Below are 26,670 nucleotides of genomic sequence, written 5' to 3'. Positions count from 1 at the left end.
CATTCAGCTTATTGGGCTTGAATCCATTTATCTGCACGGTCACGTGCTTGGCGAATTTGATCTTGTGTTAAGTTTGCCGCCAAGGCTGTTTTCTTGCCTTCAGAAAGCGTAATCACTTTATTATCGAGCATGCCATCACGGGTTGAAAGCTCATACCATTGATAAGCACCCATGTAGTTTTTCTTTTGCTCTTCCATCATCGCCAAGTTAAAGCTTGCGCGGTTATCACCACGGCTGGCTGCTTTTTCAAAGTATTGACGTGCTAAAGATTCATCTTTTTTGGTGCCTAGGCCATCTGCAAGCATACGGCCAACATTCAGCTGAGCAGCTGAAAGACCTTGATCTGCAGCGGCTTTGTACCAAGCAAAGGCCTGTCGTTCATCTGCAGAGATGTCTTTACCTTGTTGATACTTGGTTGCAAGATAGAACTGCGCAGCAGGCTGACCTGCTTTTGCCGCTTTAATTAAGCTATTGATATCCATAACAGAATATTGTGCAGCTTGACTCGCAACAGACGTGGTTGGGGAAACATAATCTGCATGAGCCTGAATGCTCAAAAGTCCAACCAGTAGTGTCGTGCTTAAGAATAGTTTTTTCATAGAGCGCTCACTCGATAAATTGCGACTTCACCAAACAAATTCGGGAGACGTTTACTGAGTAAACTATCTTGTTGATCCCCATTTACAGCGAGTCGATTAATAATTCTGATGTTATTTTCCGCACAAAGTGCTTCAAAATCACGGAAAGTACATAAGTGGATATTGGGTGTGTTATACCACATGTACGGTAAAGCTTCAGAAACGGGCATCATTCCTTTCAGTGCCAAGAAAGAACGGGTCTTCCAGTGGGCAAAGTTCGGAAAAGTAATGATCGCCTGTTTCCCTACACGCACCATATCACGTAATAAAACATCTGGTGCATCTACCGCTTGCAAGGCTTGTGCCATAACGACATAGTCAAAAGACTGGTCTGCAAAGCGGCTTAAACCCAAGTTTAAGTCTTGTTGGATAATATTTAACCCGCGACCGACCGCAATTGCAATCTTTTCTTGATCAATTTCCAGTCCATATGCGCGAATATTGTGCTTTTTACTCATATGGGCCAGTAATTCACCGTCACCACAACCTAAATCGAGTACGCTGGAATCAGGTTTGATCCATTTTTCTGCCAGTTGATGATCAATACGCATTACACAGCCTCCTGAGATGTTGCTTGAAGGTGTTCAGAACCACCCAAAAATGCACGTAATGCTTTTACATACAAAGGAATCGGGAACAGGAATGAGTCATGGCCTTGTTCAGCGTCGATATCTAAATAGCTCACTGGTTTGTGGTTGGTGATCAGCGCATCCACAATCTCTTGTGAGCGCTGCGGGGTAAAACGCCAGTCGGTGGTAAAGGACACCACGAGGAACTGACATTTGGTCTGTGACATGGCTTTAACTAAAGACTGTTCATACTCACGCGAAGGATCAAAATAATCCAAAGCTTTGGTCATAATCAGATAAGTGTTGGCGTCAAAGTTACGGCTAAATTGCTCACCTTGATAGCGCAAATAGCTTTCGACTTGGAATTCGACATCGAAACCATACATAAATTTGCCTGACTTTAAGTCGCGGCCGAATTTTTGTTTCATGGCTTCTTCAGACAGGTAGGTAATATGACCGACCATACGTGCTAAAATTAGGCCACGTTTTGGATAGCTGTCATTTTCAAGATAGCGACCATCATGGAAGTCTGGATCAGACAAAATTGACTGACGTGCGACTTCGTTAAAGGCAATATTCTGAGCAGACAGTTTCGGCGCACTGGCAATAATCACGCATTTTTGCAAACGGTCAGGATAATCAACCGACCATTGCAAGGCTTGCATACCACCCAGCGAACCACCAATCACCGCACTCCAGACTTGAATGCCCAGATGATCGGATAAAATGGCTTGGGTTTTAACCCAGTCACGGACGGTGACTAAAGGAAAGTCTGGGCCATAAGGACGGTTGTCATTTTCAGGGTTTGGCGAAGTTGGACCCGTAGAACCATTACAACCGCCAATATTGTTCAGTGCAAGCACGAAAAATTTCGAGGTATCAATCGCTTTACCTGGGCCAATACAAGCATCCCACCAACCCGGTTTTTTATCATCGTCATGATGATAACCCGCGGCGTGATGATGTCCTGATAGCGCATGGCAAATTAAAATCGCATTGGATTTATCTGCATTGAGTTCCCCATAGGTTTCAACCATCAATTCATAACGAGGAAGAATACGACCGCATTCGAGCTCTAAGGGCTCTTCAAAAGTAAACTTTTGTGGACTAACGATACCCACGGAGTCAGCAGGAAAAGACACAGGAATAATACGCCTTAAATCTTTGGGATTAATAAACAAAAGGATACCACTTGAGGGTATCCTTCTAAAGTCATTTTAGTGCTAATTATTATTGCTAATACTTATACCGCAGCAGCAATCACTTGATCTGTGCTTAACACACCTTGATCAATTAAGCGGTTGGTACACGCAATAATCGCTTCAATCGATGAGGTCACAATGTTGTCGTGAATACCTGCACCGAATGCTGATTTACCTGTGCCTTTGACTTGTAATTCAACCAAAGCCAGTGCTTTAGCATTTGCCCCAGAGCTAATACCACGCTCTTCGTAGCTCAAGACGTCGATTGGTAACTGTAAAGCATCCAACATTGCAGAGATTGGACCATTGCCTTCGCCACGTAATTGCTGAGTTTCACCATTCACTTCAACTTCAAGCTCAACCACTTGTTTGCCGTTGTTATCATATAAACGGTAGTTTTTAGTCGAGTAATGCGTATCTTTGGTGTCCACATAAGTTTCTTTGAATAATTTCCAAATTTCTTGTGCGGTAATTTCAGTGCCTTCTTCATCGGTACGTTTTTGTACGGTTTGAGAGAATTCAATTTGGATACGACGTGGCAATACTACGTTGTAATTTGCTTCTAACAAGTAAGCAATACCACCTTTACCTGACTGTGAGTTGACGCGAATCACAGCATCATAGTCGCGGCCCAAGTCTTTCGGGTCGATTGGTAAGTATGGCATATCCCAAATTTCTTCGTTCTTTTGGAACTCAAACCCTTTTTTAATGGCATCTTGATGCGAACCAGAAAATGCGGTGAAGACCAAGTCTCCTGCATAAGGGTGACGAGGGTGAACAGGCAAACCTGTACATTCTTCTACCGTTGCAATGATTTCATTGATATTTGAAAAATCTAAGTTTGGTGCAACACCTTGAGAGTACATATTCAAAGCAATCGCAGCGACATCGACGTTACCTGTACGTTCGCCATTACCAAACACACAACCTTCGACACGATCTGCACCGGCCATAATGGCTAATTCTGATGCAGCAATCCCACAGCCACGGTCGTTGTGACAGTGTACAGAGATAATCACGCCATCACGACGGGCGATGTTGCGGTGCATCCATTCAACTTGGTCTGCATAAACGTTTGGGGTTGAAACTTCAACCGTAGCCGGTAAGTTTAAAATCACTTTATTGCTTGGTGATGCTTCCCAAATTTCGGTAACGGCATCACACACGTCTTTTGCAACTTCTAATTCGGTTGCAGAGAAACACTCTGGGCTGTACTGGAACACCCATTCCGTTTCAGGGTATTGCGCTGCATATTCTTTCACTTTGCTGGCTGCATTGACGGCCAATTGCTTCGCACCTGCAACATCGACATTTAAGACTTTTTGGCGGAAAGTTGGAGCATTTGAATTATAAATATGTACGATGGCACGTTTTGCCCCCGCTAAAGACTCAAAAGTACGTTGGATTAAATGATCACGTGCTTGAACTAAAACTTCGATATACACATCATCTGGAATGTGATTTTCTTCGATTAATTTACGGGTAAAGTCAAAGTCAATTTGAGATGCTGAAGGGAAACCGATTTCAATATTCTTGAATCCAATTTTCACCAACATTTGGAACATTTTAAATTTTTGTTCCATATCCATCGGTTCAAAAATCGCTTGGTTACCATCACGCAGGTCAGTACTCATCCAAATAGGCGCTTTTGTAATTTCGTTGTTTGGCCATTGACGGTCTGGCAAGTCAACACGTTGATACATGCGACGATATTTTTTACTTGGATCAGCCAACATCATGAGGTAACTCCTTACATAGTACGGGTTGCATTTGAGGGGGTAATAAAAAGCAACCTACTATTTATATAGATTGTGTCTATGGTCTCTATTTACAAGGGAGTCTTCAGGGTGTTTGTAAACGTAAATATTTGATACGACTTAGATTTACCGTGAGTAACCTTGTAACGTTATATTTAAGAGTTTAATCCACTTCGGTCGAAAAGATTTTTCTTTTTTTATGGCTTTTAGTCGTATCTGAAAAAATATTTCCCTCTAATTTGATATATAGGGGAAATATTTCCGTGTATTTTTGAGATGTGTTTAATCTTTTTCTTCATTTCTCGAATTTGGTTTATTTCATTCGCTTTTTTGAAGAGGTTATGAGAGCTCTATAACCATATCTGGCTGTATATCTGCAAGGGTTGCAGTGCCCATCAACGCCATGGTGATCTCAAATTCTTCTTTTAAGATTTTAAGCACATGGGCAACGCCTAGGGCACCCGCAGTGGCAAGACCATAAATACATGGTCGCCCAACTAAAACCGCGGAAGCTCCCAAGGCAATCGCCTTAAACACATCTGAGCCGCGACGAACACCGCCGTCATATAAAAGAGGGAAGTCATGCGGCACAGTTTTTTTTATGAGTTGCAATGCTTTTAGTGGCGGAATACAGGTATCTAAAACACGGCCGCCGTGGTTAGACACAATTAAGCCTTGTATGCCATGTTGAATGGCCAGTTGTGCATCGAGTGGACTGACGATGCCTTTTAGTAGAATTGGTAAATCAGTCTGTTTAACCATCCATGCGATGTCGTCCCACGTTGGAGCAATTTTCATTAGCCCATTAAACACGGGATGATCGCCTTCTTGCAGTTCAGGCAGTGGAATATGGGCAGGAGTGTGCGGATGCTGCATGTTTTCAGGGAGGTGAAAGAAGGCTCGACGTTCTCGGTCACGGATACCTGTATGTGGTGAGTCCACAGTGATTACAATGGCGGTGAAGTTTTGTGCCTCAGCGAGCTTAACCAAAGCCAAAGATTTATTACGGTCACCTTGCCAGTACAGTTGAAACCATTTGTAGGGATTTTTAGGTTTGAATGTTCGCATGTCTGTGTTGGTAAAAGTACTCAAAATCATATTGCTACCGAGTACTTCAGCTGCCAGTGCGGTTGCTGCTTCTGCTTCAGGATGAAACTGCTGTTGATGTCCAATCGGTGCGACAAAAATAGGATGTGGAAAGGTTTGCCCTAAGATTTCACAGCTCGTATTGCCTTGAGTGAGATCTCTTAACATGCGTGGTATCAAGTGCAAGTTTTGGAACTGAGCGAGGTTATTCCGAACACTGATTTCATCCATAGCGCCACCTTGCAAATAGTGCCAGACCATCTCAGGCAGATGCTTTTCTGCCTCAATTTCATAGTCAGCAATCGTTTGCAATGAGACAGGAATTTGGGTGAGTGGTGGCAAAAAAGTTTTTGATGTCATGGAACGTCCAGTTGCTACAGTAGTTAACGTTGAGCTGGGATTATTGTTTTACAGTTCAGCCCATTTACGCATCAGGTTATGATACAGACTGGTGAGCTTAACCACTTCCTGATGTTGATCACTGAGTTGCACGCGTAGGTTCTGAATAGTTTGATCAAGATTAAATAAGATATGGCGGTCAGCATCATCTCGAATCATACTTTGAACCCAAAAGAACGAAGCGACACGGCAGCCTGAGGTCACTGGTGTTACCTCATGCACGCTAGTAGATGGATATAAAATCATATCACCCGCAGGTAATTTTACTTCATGATAGCCATAGGTGTCTTCTACTACCAAATCGCCACCTTCATATTCGTCAGGTTCGCTTAGAAAAACAGTGCAGGATACATCGGTACGAATCCGATCTTTGCTTCCGGCTACCCAGCGAATGGCATTGTCCACATGGAAGCCAAAAGTTTCGCCCTGTTCATAGCGGTTAAAATAAGGTGGCAAAATATCTAAAGGTAGGGCCGCGGACATAAAGAGCGGATGTTGTCCAAGTGCTTCTAAGATGATACTACCTAGGTGTTGAGTGAGAGGGTGATCTTCGGGTAGCTGTTGATTTTGTTTTACATTTTTTGAGAGTGATCCTGTGGTTTTTTTACCATCAATCCACTCGACTTTTGCCATTTCACGGCGAAAGTATTGTACCTGTTCTTTGCTTAATACATTGGGAATATGATGGATCACAACACGACCTGCTGAAAATGAAAGATCTATTTAGTCTTTAAGCATATATAAAAATAGCCTCAATGAGAGGCTATTTTTGTTTTGTTCCATAACTAAGTTGTGGAATTAACTATCGAACTTAGTACTTAAAGTTTACAGAGAGTACTGCACTACGGCCTTCGGCTTCAGTTGCATAGTGAGATGCATAAGCTTTAGTGAAATAACGTGTATCAGCCAAGTTGTTGACATTTAACTGAAGGTCAACATTCTTGTTGACGTTGTAACGCGCCATAGCATCGTAACGAACGTAGCCAGGGACATATTTAGTATTTGCTAAGTCGCCATAAACTTTGTCCATTGCAATTGCGCCAGCACCTAAAGTGAGCTGTGGCATAATTTGGTAAGTGGTCCAAAGAGTTGCACTGTTTTTTGCAACGTTTGGCATTACGTTACCATTATAAATGGTTTGGTCTGTACATGTCGCACCGCGGCAGCTCACACCATTTTTAGTTGATTCGCTATCTAAGTAGGTATAACCCGCAGAAATCGCCCATTTATCTGTAATGTTGCCGTTTAAGCCCAGTTCAAAGCCATCAACTTTGCTTGATCCACCGTTTGTTGTGGTATTTGCATCAAGCGAGATACGAGTATTTTGTTTTTCTGTGCGGAAAATAGCAGCAGTTACATTTAACTTTTTGTTAAATAAATCCCACTTTGTACCAATTTCAAAGGTACGACTTTCTTCTGGATCTAGATCTTTATTGACAACAGTCACCGCAGTTTCAGAACCGTCACCTGCATCGATACCAACAGGATTGGCAGAAGTTGCAAAGCTTGCATAAATACTGCCATTCTCAGCAGGCTTAAATGTCAAACCTGTTTGATAAGAGAAAAAGTCTGTATCACTTTCAATTTTTGCACCAGTTGCATTGGTCTTAAGCTCAGTTTCAAATTTGTCCCAACGTAAGCCTAGGTCTAATAGCCATTGCGGATTAAATTCAATACTGTCTAGTAAATATACAGAAGTGGTTGTTGCTGTAGTTGTTGTCACTGCTTTATTTGCAGCAATATTGCCTAACCATGGATCTTTTGAATTTGGATTGAATGCATCAGTACACCAATAATCAGAAGCCACACCTATTCCAAGTGAACATGCACCCGTTGTAGGTGAGCCAGTAATTGGTTTTCCTGATTTTGATGTAACAGTATACGAACCTTTATCAGATTCTTGATCACTATATTCAGCACCTACATTAAAGCTGTGCTTAATTGAGCCTGTATTGAATTTTCCAGTTAAAGCCAGTTGATCTGTAAAAGTATTAGTATCGGTAATACGAGAGTTCACACGGCGCCATACTTCACCGTTTGCAATATTTTTCTGACTGTCATCTGGCTGTGTCCAGATATAGTCATTTTTAGAGTTACTATAAACAGCAGTATTGCTGATGGTTAAATTATCAGTCAGATCGTGCTCAAGTTTGATTGTACCAATTTGATTTTCTTGTTTTTGAAAATCGCGATCTAACCAACCATAGTAAATGCCTTGCTTGGCATTTAATGGTTTACCTGTTGCTGTATTATTCGATGAATTCCAATAAGGTACGCCTGAATCAGGTGTATCATCAGACTCAAGATAATAATAACTTAATGTCGCACGAGTTGCTGTGTCTAAACCAAAGGTAATGCTTGGGGCAATACCTACACGTGCATATTCTGCGCCGTCTTTCTGTCCCGCTTTATTGTTATGATGCCCCATTACTGCAACACGGCCAGCAATACCATTACCAAAGTCTTTGTTACCGTCTAAGGTAATACGTTGGTAATCATCTGTTCCTGCACCCACAGAACCTTCTAAAAAGTCCCCTTTTTTGGCAACTTTAGAAATCATATTGACACTACCACCAGCAGCGCCAGCACCACCTAACGCAGATGCAGAACCTTTCGTTACTTCAACTTGCTCAATCGCAAACATTTCACGGTTTTGAGAAGTAGAGTTACGTACACCGTCTACGTACATTGAACTTTCAGAGTTATAACCACGGATAAATGGACGGTCACCATTTGGGTTACCACCTTCACCTGCACCAAGTGTGATACCAGGTACTGTGCGTAAAGCATCGCTTAAAGTTGTAACTTGAGTGTCTTCAATCAACTGCTTAGAAATAACCGACACAGACTTTGGTGTGTCGAGTAGGGGAGCAACGAACTTGCTGTTTGCAGATTTGTCTACTTTCAAACTTTGTTCTGCTGTCGCTTCCGTGTGAATTGTTTCTAATTGCGCGATTTGATCTTGCGCAACAGCATTGACTGCAACCACAGAGAGTGTTGAAGCGATTGCTGAAGAAACCAGCTTTTTACGTGTTTTGATGAAGGCCATAACGAATCTAGTTCTAGCGTTGTAAATTAGTATGCGAATAATAATGATTCTTATTTTTTGTAGCATAACTATTACATTGGAATTGTCGATGCTTAGATATATTTGTGTAGAAAAAATAAATGTAATAATGTAATAAATTTAACGTAAGTTTTTGATTTTTATTTAAATTGGAAAATTAGATTATATTTTTGTAATATTATTGGAATTTAGAATCCATTATTTTTAAGCTAAGTTTGAAGGTGTTTCTCAAGTGAATATGTATAAATTATGTTGGATCTATATTAGCTATGTACGAAGAAAACCCTGCCAGAGCAGGGTTTTGCATGTAGATTAGAACTTAAAGGTGGTACTTAGCTGAACGCGTCGTCCTTCTTGGGTGTTTGTATAGCGGTTATAATAAGCATCTTCAGTGGAAACATATTGATAATCAACAAAATTGACATCAAAAATATTATAAAGTGCGACACCAACTTCGATATTGTCATTCACTATATAGTTGGTTCCAAGATGCCATTGTGTATAGCCTTTATAGTCACCTAAAGTGTTTTTAACGTTACCATCTTCTCGGATTTGACTACTGCGATATTCACCACGTAACCAAAGTGATGCATTATCAGCAGGTTGGTAATTAACTAAGAGGTTAGCCATGTGTTCAGCATTATCTGCATCATCAATGGTACGACCTGTCGCATCAGTTAGTTCACCTTCTGTCCATGTATAATTGCCAGAAACTTGCCATTGGTTATTAATTTGGTATGAGGCACCAACTTCAATACCATGTGACTCAGCTTCTTCTGCGTTATAAGGGCGTGCAAGTGTTAAGTTACGATTTTTTGCAGTTGTCCAGTCTGCGCCCCATTCTTTTAACTTGGCATCACAGGCTGCTTCATTACCTGTACAGTCAAACTCGATCGGACGACCATCATAGCTGACACCAGGTACATAGGTACCATTTTTGGTCAGTGTATCTACATCACTTTGTCGAATAAAAGTAAGTGCGTAGTTTGCACCTGATGTTGTAATTTTATCTTTGGTCTTATTTTGGAATAATGTTAGGTTCGCATTAAAGCCTTGTTGGTTATCAAAATAAATGCCTAACTCTGTACTTTCACTCGTTTCAGGCTGCAAATTAATATTACCTAAAACTGGTGTGCGTCCTTGACCAGCAATGTTGGATAAACCTTGGGTAAGTTGTTCTAAGCGAGGAACTTTATATCCTTCAGCATAACCGCCTTTAGCAGTCCACTGATCATTCATATTCCAAACTAAATATGCGCGTGGGGTAAAGAAATCACCAAAAGCACTGTGATCATCGAAACGGCCACCTAAGGTTAAATTTAAGTTTGGTAAAATAGACCACGTGTCTTCAATAAATAGACCATATTGCTCAAAAGTTAGTTCAGGGTTGGCACGACGAATACCATCTTTTTGGCTGGCATCCCACCATTGACCACCAATGGTAATGTTGTGATTTTCAATGTTTTGCGTGGTGAATTTAGTATCAAAATAGATATCTTCACTTTTTAATTCACGATTAACGAATTTTTGGTTTTCTGGTGTCGTTAACATGCCCGCGGGTAAAAGCCGTCCAACAGTTTCTGTTTCTACATGAGAAATACTGCTTTCTAAACGACCAAAATTTGTTTGCCATTCATGAGAGATATAGGCTTTGGTGCGTTCATATTCTTGACTAGGTCCATAGCCTTGAGTGCTATTGGGCGCTAGTGGCTTACCATTATTATCTAGGTATGTACCAAGTTGTCCACGACTGTTATCAAACCATTGTTGAGTGTTTTCAACGTCAAGTGTAAAACTATGATCAGGATGTGGTGTAAAAGTTAAGCGGCCACCAAATGTTTCAATATCTGATTTTGTCGGACTATTTCCTTGAGCTAACGTATTGATCTCGCTATTTGCAGCTGGGACTTTAATATATGATTGTTGGCGTTCAGCTTTCCGTGCGCGGATTTGTAAACCAACCAAATCTTTTACCAGTGGGCCTGATGTAAATATTTCGGCAGCGTATTGGTTACCAAACTCTGAGCTATTTGGTAGGACAGTGCCGTTTAAGTTTAGAGAGCCAGTCCACTCATTAGACACTTTTTTAGTAATGATATTGATAACGCCACCCATAGCGTCTGAACCATATAAAGTTGACATTGGGCCGCGAATGACTTCAATTCGCTCAATAGCTGAAATTGGTGGAATAAAATTATTATTAGATTCGCTAAAACCATTCGGTGTAATGTTTCCTACACTATTTTGGCGCTTACCATCGATTAAAATTAAAGTGTATTCAGGTGGCATACCACGCATACGAATATTGAGTGTTCCTGTCTTACCTGCAGTAGGGCTAACATCTACACCTTCTACACCACGTAAAGCATCTGCTAATGAGTTCACGCGTTTGGATTTGAGATCTTCTTGATTTAATACAGTAATAGATGCAGGTGCATTTTTAATATCTTGTTCAAAACCCGCAGCTGAAACCACAATGGTGGAAAGCTGATGGGTAGATGAATCTTCAGTTGTTGTTTCTGCGAAAACAGGAGTGGTGATTGCCCCAAGCAATGCCAATGAAAGAGGGTGTAGATTAAACTTACTCATAACTAGAGTTCCAATGATGGACGAGAAAAAAATTGAAAAAAACGATCAAAGTTGACGCAAATATTAATGGTAATATTTATCATTTGCAACAAAAAGCCATAAAAAATATAATACTTTGCGCTTAATCAGTAGCGATTTAAAAATATTCAAAATAAAAAACGATAAATGAAGAAAAAAATATGTGGTTTCAATCGGGTGTTTTGTATATCGTTCAATGTTGTCATATAATGTGGCACTTTTTAAAATTGTTCTTACCAAAAGATTGAGGAAGCCATGCAAGTAACTTCTGAAGCGGTTTCGGGTGTTACCCGTCGTTTAAATGTATCTGTACCGACGAGCCGTGTTAACGAGCAGTTCGAAGCTCGCTTAAAACGCACTGCTAAAACTGTGAAGATCAACGGCTTCCGTCCAGGTAAAGTGCCAGTAAATGTTGTTCGTCGTGAATATGGCGCGGGTATCTACCAAGAAGTCGTAAGCGACATTATTCGTGACACAGTATTTGAAGCGATCCAACAAGAAAAAATCAATGCTGTTGGTATGCCAAACATTGAAAAATCTGAATTAAAAGACGACGCGCTTGTATACGAAGCGACTGTTGAAGTTTATCCAGAAGTTAACGTGAAATTTGATGGTTTAGAAGTTGAACGTAAAGCATCTGAAGTAAACGACAAAGATGTTGATCAAATGATCGAAAACCTTCAGAAGCAACGTGCTTCTTGGGCTGAAACGAAAGGCATGGCTAAAAAAGACATGCAAGTAACTTTCGACTTTGAAGGTGCAGTAGACGGTGAGAAGTTTGAAGGCGGTTCTGCAGAAGACTTTAAACTTGTTTTAGGTTCAGGTCGTATGATTCCTGGCTTCGAAGACGGCATCGTTGGTATGAAGAAAGGCGAAGAGAAAGTTATCGATGTAACTTTCCCTGAAGACTACCAAGCTGAAAACCTTGCTGGTAAATCAGCTCAATTCAAAATTACTGTGAAGCTTGTTGAAAAACAAAAACTTCCAGAAGTTGATGCTGAATTCCTTAAAATCTTTGGTCTAACTGAAGAAGAAGGCATTGAGAAGTTAAAAGCTGACGTTCGTAAAAACATGGAACGTGAAGTGAAAAATGGTTTGCGTAATCAAGTGAAAGGTGCAGCTTTTGATGCACTTGTAGCTGCAAACGAAGTTGAACTTCCTGCGTCTATGGTTGCTCAAGAAGTTGACCGTCAACGTCAACAAATGATCCAACAGTTCACTCAGCAATTTGGTGCTCAAGGTGCGAAAGCATTTGACTCAAGCATGCTTCCAGATGAATTGTTCAAAGAACAAGCTGAAAAATCTGTAAAATTAGGCGTACTGGTAAGCAAAGTTTTAGCTGATGCTAAAATTGAAGTAGATCAAGCACGTGTTGATGCTTACATCGAAGACATGGCTTCTTCTTATGAAGATCCAGCTGAAGTGATCGAATACTTCAAAAATGACAAACAACAACGTTCGCAAATCGAAGCTGTTGTGTTAGAAGACCAAGTGGTTGATCACATCTTAGCGTCTGCTAAAGTAACAGATACTGCTGTAAGCTACGAAGACTTATTGAAAGAGCAACAAGCTCGTCAACAAGGCTAAGTTTAGCTAAAGTAAAAAAGGCGCTTTGAGCGCCTTTTTTATTGTGATCTGGGTTTGTAAAAGGTCTTGCGTTCACAAAGCTTATGCAAAAAATATCTGTTATTTACTTGGGAATATTTTGCATTTTCAGCAATTATCCCTCATATTGTGACTATGAGTTGAGTAACAAAAAATTTAGGAATAAGTAAACGTATGTATATTCCAACTATCGATAATGCCTTAGTTCCAATGGTTGTAGAACAGTCATCTCGCGGTGAACGTTCATTTGACATTTATTCACGTCTTTTGCGTGAACGCGTCATTTTTATGACTGGTGAAGTTGAAGATAACATGGCGAATTTGATTGTCGCGCAAATGTTGTTTTTAGAAGCGGAAAATCCAGATAAAGATATTCATCTTTACATTAACTCACCAGGTGGTTCGGTGACTGCGGGTATGGCGATTTACGATACCATGCAATTTATTAAACCAGATGTTGTGACCTATTGTATGGGGCAAGCAGCATCAATGGGTGCTTTCTTGCTGAATGCAGGTGCGAAAGGTAAACGTTATTGCCTTGAAAATGCACGTGTCATGATCCACCAACCGTTAGGCGGTTTCCGTGGTCAGGCATCTGATATTGAAATTCATGCACGTGAAATTCTGTTCATTAAAGAACGTTTAAACCGTTTAATGGCAGAGCACAGTGGTCAAGACTATGAAACTGTGGCACGTGATACTGACCGTGATAACTTTATGACAGCGCAAGCTGCAAAAGAATATGGTCTCGTGGACGAAGTGTTATCTAAACGTCCATAAGTTTTAAAAGTTTAGAATTGGAGTGAATATGTCCGAACATCCTCAAGGACAAAAGCATTGTTCATTTTGCGGTAAAACGCAGTCTGAAGTTGGGAAACTGATTGCAGGCGAGGACGCGTACATCTGTAATGAATGTGTGGACGTATGCTTAGACTTGGTGCAAACCAGTCAACAAGTTGAGTCGGGTGACTGGGCTGCAAAACCCTTGCCTAAACCTCACGAAATTCGTGCTGCACTAGATCAATATGTCATTGGTCAAGATGTGGCAAAGAAAACCTTGTCAGTTGCTGTCTATAACCACTATAAACGTCTTAAAGCGACACATGGTGGACATAAACACGACGATGCTGTTGAAATTGCGAAAAGTAATATCTTATTAGTAGGACCAACGGGTTCGGGTAAAACCTTGCTTGCGCAAACGATGGCCCGTCTTCTCGATGTTCCTTTTGCTATGGCTGATGCCACGACACTTACCGAAGCAGGCTATGTCGGTGAAGATGTTGAAAACATTGTACAAAAGCTTCTACAAAAAGCAGACTATGATGTAGAAAAAGCGCAAAAAGGTATTATCTATATCGACGAAATCGACAAGATTACCCGTAAGTCTGAAAACCCATCGATCACGCGTGATGTGTCGGGTGAAGGTGTACAGCAAGCGTTACTGAAAATGATCGAAGGTACGGTTGCCTCTATTCCACCTCAAGGTGGTCGTAAGCATCCGCAGCAAGAATTCATTCAAATTGATACTTCAAATATCTTGTTCATCTGTGGTGGGGCATTCTCAGGTCTTGAGAAAATCGTACAACAGCGCCAAGAAAAAGGTGGAATCGGCTTCACGGCTGAAGTGAAGAAGAAAGATGAAGGCAAGAAATTGTCTGATTTGTTCCGTCAAGTTGAAGCGACCGATTTGGTGAAATTTGGTCTGATTCCAGAGTTTATTGGTCGTTTACCTGTAATTGCGACTTTGGAAGAGTTAGACGAAGAAGCTTTGATGCAAATTCTGACTGAACCGAAGAATGCATTGACCCGTCAATATCAACATTTGTTTGATATGGAAAACGTTGATCTGGTTTTTGAAGACTCAGCACTACGCGCTGTGGCGAAAAAAGCTTTGGATCGTAACACGGGTGCACGTGGCTTACGTTCTATTTTGGAAAATACGCTGCTTGAAACCATGTACGATTTACCAAGTCGTACCGATGTTGGTACGGTTGTGGTGAATGAAGACGTGATTAACGGCACGGCTGCACCATTATTTAAGCCAGAGCGTTTACCAAGAATCGAACAGAAAGATGCAGCTAAAGTTGATTTAAAAGTGATTAATTCAAAGTCCGCTTAAGTTGTTATTCATCTGAAACGTGTGAAAATCGAGTGTTTTCACACGTTTTTTTATATTCAAAAAAAAGAGGGAATGCTACTCTGCATCAATAGGCTGGGATGCCTAGATTAAAACTAAAAATTCAGTATCAAAATAAAAATACGTCGTGAGGAATAGTCATGCGTGCAATGACGATTACGCTTTTAAGCAGTTTAATTTTATTGGGTTGTCATGGAAAAGCGACAGTTGAACAACCTGAATTAACATCAACCCTCAGTCATGAAGTTGATTTTGAACACGACCCAGGCATGATTGAGCAGTATCGCATTGGGGTGTTTAGCGTAGGTGGATGGGTCAATCAAAAATTAGGACAGCGATTTCAGCGTGTCCAACCCCAGCATGAACAAGCGGCGATGGTTTATCTGTATCGTCCAGACTCAAAATGGAACCGACAAGAAATTGTTGCGTCGAGTTTATTTATCAATAAAGAACGCATTCCAAGCCTGCTGAACAATCATTACTATTGGGTCGAATTGCCCGCTGGGACTTATCGTTTATCCAGTAGTCGGCCTTTGGGCATTAACCATTTTCAAAAGCCGAAATATATCGATTTTAGCGTAGAAGCGGGGCAGTCTTATTTCATCAAGTATGATGAAGAGAACTTGTCCACACGTCGTGATGTTTCGGGGCCTTTGGCGGTCATACCTGAAAAAATTGCGATTCAAGAAATTGCATTTACCCAGTTAAAGTCCAACAGCTACAACTTTGTCGCGGAAGATCAACACACGGGTGAGTTACGAAAGAAAGCGCAAAAACTTAAACCTGCCAAATATGACCCAAGTGAAGATGTTCAGCTGATGAAGCCCTTTAAGCTGTGGAATCCTTTAACTTGGTAAGTGAGCTATTGTGCTTTTTTGGCTTGTTCAAATAATGGTGTCAGGGTCTTTTCAATTTGACGATTCATTTCCAGCTGAATAGCTGGATCTTGCATCATTTCAGCAGACATGGCGATGCTATTACGCATGATTTCACTCATCATTTTGCTGCTTTTTTTATTGATAGACTGGCCTAGAGGGGTTTCGAGGAACTGAATGTTGGCCAACACTTCCTCTTCGGTAAAGGTCTGCATATAGACATTTTTAAGCATTTGCATAAATTTTGGATCTGAAATCAATTTACTGCTAAATGATGCTGTGATTTCAGCGATTTGTTTGGCTGCTTCTTGCTGTTCAGTATTGAGTGTTGATGTTTTAAAAATATTCTTAATAATTTCTTCGGCTTGCTGGTCATAGACGGGGCGCATTTCTTGCTGAGACTGCGCTAAAGTGCCTTTAATATCACCTAGTTTGAGCGCCTTTTCTACCGATGCTTCGGTCGCGGGTTTGGCAAAAGACGCTGTGGTAAGGACACATAAGGTAATACCGCAAAGGATGTGATTTAATTTTTTCATTGTTGGTCTATATCTTTTGATTAAGTCTATAAAAGTAGGTAAAAAAAATACCCTTAACATGACCTTAGCATGTTAAGGGTATCCAAAAAAGTAAAACTTAAGTTTTAGCCCGCTGCAGCATCGACTACTGGAATTTTACCAATTTTGGCTTGCCAGATTTTTGGTGCTGTTGCGTGAATAGACGTACCATTCACATCAACTGCTACCGATACAGGCATGTCTTTTACTACAAATTTGTAAATCGCTTCCATACCTAAGTCAGCAAAAGCAACCACTTCAGCTTCACGAATTGCTTTAGACACAAGGTAAGCTGCGCCGCCCACTGCCATCAAGTAAGTTGCTTTGTTGTCTTTAATTGCTTCAACAGCTGCAGGGCCACGGTCCGCTTTACCGATCATGCCGAACATACCGGTTGCTTCAAGTACTTGACGTGTGAACTTGTCCATACGTGTTGCTGTTGTTGGGCCAGCAGGACCAACCACTTCATCACCGACTGGATCTACAGGGCCAACGTAGTAAATGAATTTACCTTTTAAGTCGACAGGAAGCTCTTCACCATTGTTCAGCATGTCGACCATGCGTTTGTGTGCAGCATCACGACCTGTATAAATTGTACCGTTTAGAAGCAAAGTGTCGCCTGGTTGCCAAGCGTTCATTTCTTCTTGGGTAATGGTGTCGAGGTCAACGCGCTTAGAGGTTGATGAATCCCAAGTGACTGATGGATAGTCTTCAAGTTTAGGTGCTTGAATGTGCGCAACACCTGTACCATCAAGTTGGAAGTGTGCGTGACGAGTCGCTGCACAGTTTGGAATCATGCCCACTGGTTTGCCAGCAGCGTGACATGGGTAATCTTTAATTTTAATGTCTAGAACTGTGGTTAAGCCGCCTAGGCCTTGCGCGCCAATCCCCAGTGCGTTTACTTTTTCGAAGATTTCCATACGAAGTTCTTCGATTTTATTTTCAGGACCACGACGAAGTAATTCATCCATGTTGATTTCTTCCATGAGCGATTCTTTTGCAAGCATCATGGCTTTTTCAGCAGTACCACCAATACCAATACCCAACATACCTGGTGGACACCAGCCTGCACCCATGGTTGGAACAGTTTTAAGTACCCAATCCACGATTGAGTCTGATGGGTTGAGCATAGCCAGTTTAGATTTGTTTTCTGAACCGCCACCTTTTGCCGCAACGGTAATATCCACTTTGTTGCCTGGAACAAGTTTGTGATAGATCACAGCAGGGGTGTTGTCTTTGGTGTTTTTACGACCAAATGCAGGATCAGCCAGAACTGATGCGCGCAGCACGTTTGAGTTTTCTAGGTAACCTTGACGTACGCCTTCGTTGATTGCATCGTCTAAGCTCATAGTTAAATCAAATTTAACATCCATGCCCACTTCAACGAATACGTTGACGATACCTGTATCTTGACAGATTGGGCGGTGACCCTCTGCGCACATACGCGAGTTAATTAAGATTTGTGCGATCGCATCCTTCGCAGCTTTGTTCTCTTCACGATCATACGCACGGCTCATCGCTTGGATGAAGTCTTGTGGGTGATAATAAGAAATGAACTGAAGCGCGTCTTTGACCGATGTGATCAAATCATCTTGCTTGATAATAGTGGTCATACAAATATCTCTTGAGCGGGCTGATAGCTAGCGGGCTAAATTATAAGACAAAATGCCGAGGTTGTGGATGTTTTGCGAAGCCTTTGGGCGAAAGTTTAATAGTTGAACAAAATTGATGAGAAAATGAGGTTATAAACGGTGGTAAATATGACAAAAATATCTAAATTTAATGAAATATTTCATGTCTAAATTTGGATTATGAATATGATTTATTACTTAAGGCATTGAATATAATGTAAAAATAATAATATTGAAATATGACAACACTGTCATAAAGTTGTCATAAAACTTTCGCATAATGCATTCATCAAACAATAGGACATCGAGCATGTTGACAGGTTTAGTGATGGCTGCGGGCTTTTGTGTATATATCGCAGCGACTTGGATGTACGGTCAAAAAGAAGATCAGGCTTAAGCTTTATCTTCTTTTTTTGTTTTAAGCTTTCTTCAAATCTTCAAATCTTCAAATCTTCAAATCTTCAAATCTTCAAATCTTCAAATCTTCAAATCTTCAAATCTTCAAATCTTCAAATCTTCAAATCTTCAAATCTTCAAATCTTCAAATCTTCAAATCTTCAAATCTTCAAATCTTCAAATCTTCAAATCTTCAAATCTTCAAATCTTCAAATCTTCAAATCTTCAAATCTTCAAATCTTCAAATCTTCAAATCTTCAAATCTTCAAATCTTCAACTAGCTAAAAATTGTTTAACGTCTTAAGATTCCAGTTTCAAATCTTAAAAAAAATACAATGAAATACTATTCCTCGACTTCAGCCTTGCTATTTATCGGATGCTTTTTCTTGTGGTCTATTTTCCTGTTTTATTTAATGGCTCAAAAGCATGCAGGCAATGTCATTGTCGAAGATATATTTAAATTTAATTTTTACTGCATGATGCTTGCAATGTCGCCTTTGCTTTTGAAAAAAGTTCCGCCTAAAAACGATGTCGAGATGACGATTTTTGAAGAAAAGCAACATATGGAAATGCGCCATCAAGTCCTGAGCCAATCTGCTCAAGAGCGTCGGAAAGCTTATTTGATGAGTGCTTTTTTCGGTTTTTTAATGTCGAGTTTAATGATGAGCTTTATTTTGATGTTAGATAAATAAGCTGAATGTGAGTTTATCCGATCTAATTTTTCTCACTTTTCCGCATTTGGGATGGAGAGTAGCCGAAGTGCTTTTTAAAGCGATGACTAAAATGGCTGCTGGAGCTAAATCCATACTTTTCCGAAATGTCTGTCATATTAGCAGTCGTCCGCTGTAGAGCTTGGTGTGCCAGTTCAAGTCGACGTTGCATCACATATTGGTGCGGTGGCATGTGCATGGATTGCTTAAACATATGGGCAAAATGATATTCACTGAGCTGAGTTTGCTCGGCCAAATCCGACAGGGTCAAGCTTTGCTGAATATGCTGATCAATCCATTCTAATAACTGCTTCAGGCTATATGGGGACAGCCCACCTTTAACTTCAGGGACTTGCCATTCGGTATGGCTATAATTTTTAATCAAATGGTTGAGCAGAAGCGTTGTGGCCGTACTCATCTGCAAGTGATTTTCACGGTTTTGCCAAGCCCCATTGAGTAAAAAATGTCGATAGATCATGGCAATCTGTGGGTCGGCCACGAAACTTTGCGGATTTAAAATAATTTGGCTCGGTTCACGATCCCAGACCTGTTCGGCGACGCATTGCAAGTGTTTTTCAGTATAGTACAGATGCACAAAAGTCAGTGGGTCGCGCAGATCCCATGTCGACTCAAAATTCTGTGGCATCAAGCACATATGATCTGGCCCACCGCCATTATGCCAACCTTGAGCTGTCTTTTGATAACTGTGATATCCACCTTGAATGTACATACTAAGGGTATGGTGGTTACTACAAACACTGACACGGTCTTGATTGTTTTGCCACATGGCCAACTGCATGCCTGAACCCAATTCGACCGAGTCGAGTAGTTGAGCTTTATGTTGTTGTAATTGATCTAGAATCTGATATTTCATCATCTATACGCAGTGCCAAATGGAAGATCTAGTGTAGGACTTTGATTTCATTTTGTCATCTATAGCGGAAAATCAGTAAAAACCACAAGTTCATGATAGTGACAACAAGAAGGTGCAAGAAATGAGAGACCTAAACCAAGCACAATAGCGTGAGTGGTTTGAGTTTGGTTGAAAGAGTATGAATGCGCTGTTATATGCTTTGGTGGTTGTAATTTGGGGGACGACATGGATTGCGATTAGTTTGCAACAACAAAGTGGAATATCGCCCAATGTAGCCGTATTTTGGCGCTTTTTTATTTCGGCTCTGGTGTTGTTTGCTTTTGTTGTGTTGTGCCGAAAACTGCAAAAGCTGGCTGTAAAAGATCATCTGTTTTGTATGTTACAAGCATACTGTATTTTTGGTTTTAACTTTGTTTGTTTCTATTATGCGGTTCAATATATCAGCAGCGGTTTGGAGGCTGTTATTTTTTCGATGGCGGTCATTTTTAATACCCTCAACGCTAAACTGTTCTTTGGACAACAGGTTTCTACCCGTTTTTATCCTGCGGCTTTATTGGGTGGATTGGGGATCATCGCCTTGTTTTGGCATGATGTGATAGGGAGTACCTTAAATAATCATACGCTGATGGGGATTGGCCTTTGTGTGTTAGGAACCTATGGGTTTTCACTGGGCAATATGATCAGTGCGCGTCATCAAAAACAAGGTCTGGATATTTTTACAACCAATGCTTATGGCATGTTGTACGGTTCAATTCTGATGGCATTGATTGCTGGATTTAAACAAGACGAGTTTTTCCCCGCTATGGAATTCAGTGCGGTGAGTGCTTTATTGTATTTGGCTATTTTTGGTTCAGTGATTGGCTTTACCGCCTACTTCTATTTGGTTGGACGGATTGGTGCGGGTAAGGCAGCTTATAGTACTTTGTTATTTCCTTTGGTGGCTTTGGTGATTTCGACCATCTGGGAAGGCTATCAATGGCATATGAATGCGGTGATTGGGGTGATTTTGATTTTATGTGGTAATGCAATTTTCTTTACTCAAACGCCTAAGTTTAGACTGAGTCAAATGTTGAAGCGAAGCTGAGTGATGAAGATCTAAAGACACTACAGTTTATAAAGCTCAGACATGAGCTTTGGGCTTTTAAATCTATAAGCTGTTAGTTTTAGTGAACCAAAATCTTCCCTAAGCTGCGGCTCAATATTTTGATTTTATAAACGCTAGTAATTCTTGGAATAATGGATGCCAATCTGCGGTTGGTGACTCAAAAAGAGGGTGCCAAAAGAAATTAAACTCTAGCCCGCCATCATCATTGCAAAAATGTGTCCAGCGCTCTTTTAAAGTTTCTGTGCTATGGCATATAAATACATGCCAGTTAGGACCTTGCTCAGATGGATGATGTAAACCCACATATGAGTGAATGTGTGCAGAAGAAATCCCCGATTCTTCATAAAGCTCTCGCAAAGCTGCCTCTTCTAGTTCTTCATTCGTCTCAACTGTACCTTTTACGATTTGAATGCCTGCAATAGGATGCTTAAACACTAATATTTCTGTTTTCTGATTGATATTTCGAAATATAACTGGGACTACTTTTTCTATTAATATCATTTTTCAATTTTATCAACTAGGTAGGTCATTATAGCAATTTAAAAGAATAGAGCTTCGGCTAAATAAACGTATACAGCGTTACCGCTGTGATCATTGGCTATACTGGACATAGTCGTATCTAGAGCTGTCAGGGAGTTTTTCCACTAAAAATAGCGTTAACCAAATCTGCATGAATTCATCATGACGCTGTATTGGCTTTAATCCGAAGCGCTTCCATCTCAATCTCAACCATTTTTTGAGCATTTTCCCATTTCTTATTCAGCTCAGCAAACCTCTGTCGATCTGGTGAGGCAGATAGGATGATATTACCCATTTCAATTTGAAGATTATTTTCTTCTTTCAACTTTTCACGAGCCGCCGTTACTTCAGCACTTTTGAGTGTCACAGCATCGTATTTTTGATTCAGGTCATGAATTCGCGTAGTGGTTTGTTTAACAGCCGTCATAAGCGCATTCCTATTACCACTGTCTATCGCATGCTGCATGCCCATAAAAGAATTTTGAGCCTTTTGTTTGGCGGTTTGAGATGCAGCTCCAAGAACGATGAGGTCATATTTAATGTCTGCAGCATTATCTTGACTTAGATGTGAGGTGGTCTGCGGTGCAGTGCGAGCCGCGACGTGGGATTCGGTATTTGGTTTTGGTTGTTGTCGTGTGTTGTCTAATGTCCCAGTATTGAGTTGAGGATATACCATACGTTGTAAGGCTCTCATTTCACTGATAGAGCTTTGTTGTATGACGCTAATTTTTGCTTCTAATCCAGTGATACGATCCATCTGTGGTGGGTTTTTAGTATTTTCTTGTGCGAGCTCAACTCCTAGAAGATGGACTTGCTTAAATTTCTCACGTAACGCAGCAGCCTCTTGGCTTTTGAAGTTTGTTGCATCTAGTGCGGTATTAAACGCAAGAGAATGGGTTTTCAGTTGTTCTAGCAGGGCGGGGATGGTATCGACTTCTTTATTTTGACGAGCCGCTTTAAGTGCATCTTGTGCGTTCAAAATGGCTTGAGAGTTTTTATTCGAAATCTGATCTAGGGTATCAAGATCCGCTTTAATGTCAGCTGGATTGGCTGTACTTAAGTTTTTATATGCTGTGGTTGAGTCTGACGGTGTTTGGTGCTTCTTAGATTCATTACATGCTGTCAGTGAAAATATTGTCACTATTAGAATTGGAAGCCATTTTTTATTCATTATGAGACCAATGATTTAGAATTTAATTATATCTCTTGAGTATATTGTTTAAGTATCTGAAAAGTAAAGTCTTACTGTTTTATCTGTGTTTGGGCTATGTTCGTAAATATATAGAAGTTAAGCTTCGGTCATACCGTTGAGCGCTATAGAATAAAAAACCACCCAACTTTTCCGTTGGATGGTTTTGATCTGCTTAAATTACTTTATGCTGTTGTTTGCTGTTCTGCTTGAATTGCAGTGAGTGCAATCGTAAACACGATGTCATCCACCAAAGCCCCACGAGACAAATCATTTACAGGTTTGTTCAAACCTTGCAACATTGGGCCGACGCTTACCACATTAGCAGAGCGTTGTACGGCCTTATAAGTCGTGTTTCCTGTGTTTAAGTCAGGGAAGATAAACACATTGGCACGACCTGCAACTTTAGAATCAGGTGCTTTCGAGCGTCCGACACTTTCAACCGATGCTGCATCGTACTGAAGTGGGCCATCAATCAACAGATCAGGACGGCGTTCTTTCGCTATACGTGTTGCCTCAGCGACTTTTTCAACTTCAGCTCCAGCACCAGAGGTACCCGTAGAGTATGAAATCATTGCAATACGTGGGTCTAAACCGAAGGCCTTTGCCGAGTCAGCCGATTGAATCGCAATTTCAGCGAGCTCTTCGGCATTTGGGTCTGGGTTAATCGCACAGTCGCCATAAACATAGACTTCATCGGGTAACAGCATAAAGAACACGGAAGAGACCAGTGAATACTCAGGCGCTGTTTTAATCAGTTGGAAGGCTGGGCGTACAGTATTGGCTGTGGTGTGTATTGCACCTGAAACCAAACCGTCGACTTGATCGAGCGCTAACATCATGGTGCCTAGAACGACAGTATCTTGCAGTTGTTCACGTGCTTGCAGCTCGTTCAGTTTGCCTTTACGCAATTCCACCATTTTTTCGACATAGTTTTCACGAATTAAATCTGGATCGATAATTTCTAAGTCATGTGGAAGCTCAATACCACGTGCTTTTGCTACTTCTACGACAGCTTCAGGTTTTGCCAATAAGATACAGTGTGCAATGCCACGAGATTGGCAAATAGCCGCCGCTTGAACTGTACGTGGCTCATCGCCTTCAGGTAGAACAATGCGCTTCTTCGCAGCAATCGACTTTTGGACCAATTCATGGCGGAAAGCCGAAGGTGAGAGACGAGGTTGGTACGAGCCATTCAACATTACCTTTAGCCATTCTTCATTGATATGGCTCGACACAAAACGAGTGACTTGTTCAGCGCGTTCAGTATCATCGACAGGAATTTCATTGCTGAGATTGGCTAAGCTCTGCGCCGTGTCGAACGTGCTGAGCGTTGTATGTAAAATTGGTAAGCCTTGCTTAATTGCTGTTTGGCAGAACGCAAGCACTTGCTCGTTTGGCGTATGGTGCTCAGTCAGTACCAAACCTGCCAATGGAATACCGTTACTGCTGGCTAAGCTAGATGCTAAAAGCACATCGATACGATCTGATGCACTAATGATCAGCTCACCTGCGACAAACTTATGTAGTTCATGCTCAATGTTCGATGCAATCAAACTGCTATGTAACACACGACGTTGGTTAGCATCGCCTTGATTGATCCATTCCGCCTGAATGTGTGAAGCCAAGTCCGACATGCGTGGTACGCTGAGCGTGTTGCTAAATGGAACCAAGCCGATTACAGGGAGTTTGTCTGATCCGAGCTTTGGATGGGTCTTTTGGAGTTCAATAATAAATTTATTAGTATCGCTGATTAAACGCAGACTAGGGTCAAACGTCACTGGAATGTGTGCTGAGTCATCGGGCAAGCCTTTGGTGCGCATCAATAACACACCCGCAGTTCGCTCAGAACTGGCACCGCCAAAATAGCGTAGCTGGCTATCGACTTTTTCAGCCGTCGCGCTTGGTTTATTAATGTCTGCATTACTGACAATAATAACTTTGGCATCGAGTGCTTGCGCAAGTTGTGCATTTAGTTCAGAAGCAAAAGAATCTCGGCTATTCGGGACTAGGCCTTCAACAATAATCAGGTCATGCTTACGCGCAATAGCGCGGTGCAAACGCACCGCATCTTCAAGCAACTCATCATTTTCACCTGCACTGAGTTGTTGCAAAATGGTGTGATAGCTAATTGGTTCAACGGTTTCATTTTTTGAAACATGGTGATAAAGCGCTGTGGTACGGTCTGCACCTGTGGTCAGTTCTTGAGAAAAAGGTTTTAAAAATCCAGCCTTAACACCTTGGCATTCCAGCGCATAAACCAAACCCAGACAAGCGGATGTTAAGCCGACGCCTTCCCCTGTGGGCACAAGTAAAATCGTTTTCATATATTTATTCGTCATACAAGAAATTAAAACAGACTTGAGTGAATGTAACGACCGCTTAAGCGATCGCTACATTGTCTTCAGACTTTTTTGCAGCAGTTTGAATCACCTCATCGGCCACGGATGCAGTTTCTTTGGCAATACGGCCTTCTTCATCGGTCGGCACAACCCAAATTTGCGGGCCTGTACCTGTATCAATACGACCTTCGGTACCGCGTTTTAAACTGTCATTGGCTTCTTTACTCAAGTTAAAACCAAAGTGCGGTAGGAAAGCGACTGTTTTTTCACGAATATATGCCGAGTTCTCACCAATACCACCCGTGAAGAACAAGCCATCAAGACGTGGTAGACCACAGCTCAGTGCGGCCAATGATTTTGCGAGGCGATAGCAGAACACTTCAATGGCTAAAGTCGCATCTTCATTGCCTTGTTCAGAGGCTTCAATCAAAGTACGCATGTCATTTGATAGATCAGACAGGCCGAGTAAGCCCGATTGGCTATTCAACATTTTATCAATTTTATAAATGTCCCAGCCTAGGTTGTTGGCAAGGAAACTATGTAAGCTTGGATCGACATCACCACTGCGTGTGCCCATCACGACACCTTCAAGTGGAGTTAAGCCCATTGAGGTGTCGACACTTTGTCCATTCCAAATTGCACAAGTAGAGCTACCATTACCCAAGTGTGCAGTTAACCAGCCCCCTTGTTTGAAGCTACCTGCCAGTTCTGAACCGCGTTCAGACACATAAGCATGGCTTGTACCGTGGAAGCCATAGCGACGGACATTGTGTTCAGTGTATAAAAATTTTGGCACAGCATAGCGATAAGCATGTGCAGGCATGGTTTGGTGGAATGCTGTATCAAATACCGCCACTTGTGGTAGTTCTGGGAATAAACGCATCGTGGCATCAATCCCAACCAAGTGTGCAGGGTTGTGTAATGGAGCAAGTGGTGTTGCTGCACGAATGCGTTCGACAATTTCTTCTGTTAAAAGCTCAGCTTTGGTCAATGTACCGCCGTGTACTACGCGGTGACCAATGGCTTGAGGGTTATAATGTGAAAGGCGTTCTAAGATGGTTTCCAATGCTTTTTCATGATCGGCATGTGGAATAGACAATTCAAGGGGTTGACCACCCGCAGTAATGCCTTTGATACGAGCGTCAGCAGAACCTAAGTTCTCAGCTAAACCGAAAATACGATCTTCACGACGTTCAGAAACGAGCGCATATTTGATTGATGAAGATCCGCAGTTAATTACTAATACTGATGTAGACACGTTTTAATACCTGATTCTAATTGAATTATCCGTCCTAGAACTGATCTTCATGCAGTACGTTCTTATGCAATCTTGATCATTTTTTATGTTGTATCATGTGTATATTTTTAGTCCAAGATAGACTTTAGGTGATTAGACTTAAGCACTATC

General features: G+C 41.3%; 21 protein-coding genes. 6 read left to right on the top strand and 15 right to left on the bottom strand.

What is annotated here, in order from left to right; translation table 11 throughout:
* Window positions 1-8 precede the first annotated feature (8 nt).
* The 8 genes from ACFN7Z_RS15030 to ACFN7Z_RS14995 all read right to left on the bottom strand — a co-directional run bounded on the left by ACFN7Z_RS15030 (window position 9) and on the right by ACFN7Z_RS14995 (window position 11,307).
* The gene (locus ACFN7Z_RS15030; RefSeq protein ID WP_004692440.1) at window positions 9-599 is read right to left on the bottom strand and encodes a tetratricopeptide repeat protein; all 591 of its coding nucleotides are present in this window, start codon (window positions 597-599) and stop codon (window positions 9-11) included.
* Window positions 596-1,189: a methionine biosynthesis protein MetW gene (gene metW, locus ACFN7Z_RS15025; RefSeq protein ID WP_004979039.1), complete on the bottom strand. Its 594-nt coding sequence runs from the start codon at window positions 1,187-1,189 to the stop codon at window positions 596-598. Before metW ends, ACFN7Z_RS15030 begins: the two co-directional genes overlap by 4 nt.
* Complete coding sequence (locus ACFN7Z_RS15020; protein ID WP_010325886.1) at window positions 1,189-2,349, bottom strand: homoserine O-acetyltransferase; 1,161 nt, start codon at window positions 2,347-2,349, stop codon at window positions 1,189-1,191. Before ACFN7Z_RS15020 ends, metW begins: the two co-directional genes overlap by 1 nt.
* Before the next feature lie 101 nt (window positions 2,350-2,450).
* Window positions 2,451-4,148, bottom strand: coding sequence for a 2-isopropylmalate synthase (gene leuA / locus ACFN7Z_RS15015; RefSeq protein WP_010325887.1), 1,698 nt, complete (start codon window positions 4,146-4,148; stop codon window positions 2,451-2,453).
* A 357-nt stretch (window positions 4,149-4,505) separates the two neighbouring features.
* A complete protein-coding gene (locus tag ACFN7Z_RS15010) occupies window positions 4,506-5,612 on the bottom strand; it encodes an alpha-hydroxy acid oxidase (protein WP_058952349.1) in 1,107 nt (368 codons plus the stop codon).
* Window positions 5,613-5,660: 48 nt separating this feature from the next.
* Complete coding sequence (locus ACFN7Z_RS15005) at window positions 5,661-6,344, bottom strand: Fe2+-dependent dioxygenase (RefSeq protein ID WP_010325889.1); 684 nt, start codon at window positions 6,342-6,344, stop codon at window positions 5,661-5,663.
* Window positions 6,345-6,462: 118 nt separating this feature from the next.
* The gene (locus ACFN7Z_RS15000; RefSeq protein ID WP_010325890.1) at window positions 6,463-8,700 is read right to left on the bottom strand and encodes a TonB-dependent siderophore receptor; all 2,238 of its coding nucleotides are present in this window, start codon (window positions 8,698-8,700) and stop codon (window positions 6,463-6,465) included.
* Between the two features lie 330 nt (window positions 8,701-9,030).
* On the bottom strand, window positions 9,031-11,307 hold the full coding sequence (locus ACFN7Z_RS14995) for a TonB-dependent receptor domain-containing protein (protein WP_010325891.1): 2,277 nt from the start codon (window positions 11,305-11,307) through the stop codon (window positions 9,031-9,033).
* Between the two features lie 273 nt (window positions 11,308-11,580).
* On the opposite strand from ACFN7Z_RS14995, the gene tig reads away from it, so the two are divergent.
* The 4 genes from tig (at window position 11,581) to ACFN7Z_RS14975 (ending at window position 15,924) form a co-directional block, all read left to right on the top strand.
* Window positions 11,581-12,912, top strand: coding sequence for a trigger factor (gene tig, locus ACFN7Z_RS14990; protein ID WP_010325893.1), 1,332 nt, complete (start codon window positions 11,581-11,583; stop codon window positions 12,910-12,912).
* A gap of 192 nt (window positions 12,913-13,104) precedes the next feature.
* Entirely contained in the window at window positions 13,105-13,710 is a 606-nt protein-coding gene (gene clpP / locus ACFN7Z_RS14985; protein WP_004692427.1) for an ATP-dependent Clp endopeptidase proteolytic subunit ClpP, read from the top strand.
* Between the two features lie 28 nt (window positions 13,711-13,738).
* Window positions 13,739-15,049 (top strand): ATP-dependent protease ATP-binding subunit ClpX, encoded by a 1,311-nt coding sequence (clpX, locus tag ACFN7Z_RS14980; protein WP_010325894.1) that lies wholly within the window; start codon window positions 13,739-13,741, stop codon window positions 15,047-15,049.
* Window positions 15,050-15,207: 158 nt separating this feature from the next.
* Window positions 15,208-15,924, top strand: a complete 717-nt coding sequence (locus ACFN7Z_RS14975) for a DUF2846 domain-containing protein (RefSeq protein WP_010325895.1) — start codon at window positions 15,208-15,210, stop codon at window positions 15,922-15,924.
* Window positions 15,925-15,929: 5 nt separating this feature from the next.
* On the opposite strand, the gene ACFN7Z_RS14970 is transcribed toward ACFN7Z_RS14975, so the two are convergent.
* Together ACFN7Z_RS14970 and ACFN7Z_RS14965 are read right to left on the bottom strand one after the other, a co-directional pair.
* The gene (locus ACFN7Z_RS14970) at window positions 15,930-16,478 is read right to left on the bottom strand and encodes a DUF2059 domain-containing protein (RefSeq protein WP_010325896.1); all 549 of its coding nucleotides are present in this window, start codon (window positions 16,476-16,478) and stop codon (window positions 15,930-15,932) included.
* Between the two features lie 104 nt (window positions 16,479-16,582).
* Window positions 16,583-18,109: a fumarate hydratase gene (locus tag ACFN7Z_RS14965; RefSeq protein ID WP_004692421.1), complete on the bottom strand. Its 1,527-nt coding sequence runs from the start codon at window positions 18,107-18,109 to the stop codon at window positions 16,583-16,585.
* Window positions 18,110-18,909: 800 nt separating this feature from the next.
* On the opposite strand from ACFN7Z_RS14965, the gene ACFN7Z_RS14960 reads away from it, so the two are divergent.
* Entirely contained in the window at window positions 18,910-19,215 is a 306-nt protein-coding gene (locus ACFN7Z_RS14960; RefSeq protein WP_228127592.1) for a hypothetical protein, read from the top strand.
* Between the two features lie 22 nt (window positions 19,216-19,237).
* Here ACFN7Z_RS14960 and ACFN7Z_RS14955 read toward each other — a convergent pair whose 3' ends face one another.
* Window positions 19,238-20,107, bottom strand: coding sequence for an AraC family transcriptional regulator (locus ACFN7Z_RS14955; RefSeq protein WP_029574940.1), 870 nt, complete (start codon window positions 20,105-20,107; stop codon window positions 19,238-19,240).
* 178 nt (window positions 20,108-20,285) lie between these two features.
* Between ACFN7Z_RS14955 and ACFN7Z_RS14950 the strand changes: the two genes are divergently transcribed.
* Window positions 20,286-21,191 (top strand): DMT family transporter, encoded by a 906-nt coding sequence (locus tag ACFN7Z_RS14950; protein ID WP_010325899.1) that lies wholly within the window; start codon window positions 20,286-20,288, stop codon window positions 21,189-21,191.
* Between the two features lie 111 nt (window positions 21,192-21,302).
* Here ACFN7Z_RS14950 and ACFN7Z_RS14945 read toward each other — a convergent pair whose 3' ends face one another.
* From ACFN7Z_RS14945 to ACFN7Z_RS14930, 4 genes are all read right to left on the bottom strand, one after another.
* Entirely contained in the window at window positions 21,303-21,713 is a 411-nt protein-coding gene (locus ACFN7Z_RS14945) for an NUDIX domain-containing protein (RefSeq protein ID WP_029574941.1), read from the bottom strand.
* A gap of 178 nt (window positions 21,714-21,891) precedes the next feature.
* Window positions 21,892-22,902 carry a hypothetical protein gene (locus tag ACFN7Z_RS14940; protein ID WP_010325901.1) on the bottom strand — a complete coding sequence of 337 codons (1,011 nt, stop codon included), beginning with the start codon at window positions 22,900-22,902 and terminating at the stop codon, window positions 21,892-21,894.
* Window positions 22,903-23,105: 203 nt separating this feature from the next.
* Window positions 23,106-25,247, bottom strand: coding sequence for a phosphate acetyltransferase (gene pta, locus ACFN7Z_RS14935; protein ID WP_010325902.1), 2,142 nt, complete (start codon window positions 25,245-25,247; stop codon window positions 23,106-23,108).
* Window positions 25,248-25,302: 55 nt separating this feature from the next.
* Window positions 25,303-26,520, bottom strand: a complete 1,218-nt coding sequence (locus ACFN7Z_RS14930; protein ID WP_004979078.1) for an acetate/propionate family kinase — start codon at window positions 26,518-26,520, stop codon at window positions 25,303-25,305.
* Window positions 26,521-26,670: the final 150 nt, after the last annotated feature.

Source organism: Acinetobacter sp. P1332 (assembly GCF_044057475.1).
In the GTDB taxonomy this organism is placed as follows: Bacteria; Pseudomonadota; Gammaproteobacteria; order Pseudomonadales; family Moraxellaceae; genus Acinetobacter; species Acinetobacter johnsonii.
Note: the sequence above shows the minus strand (reverse complement) of the source record. Positions and strands in the feature narration are given on the sequence as shown.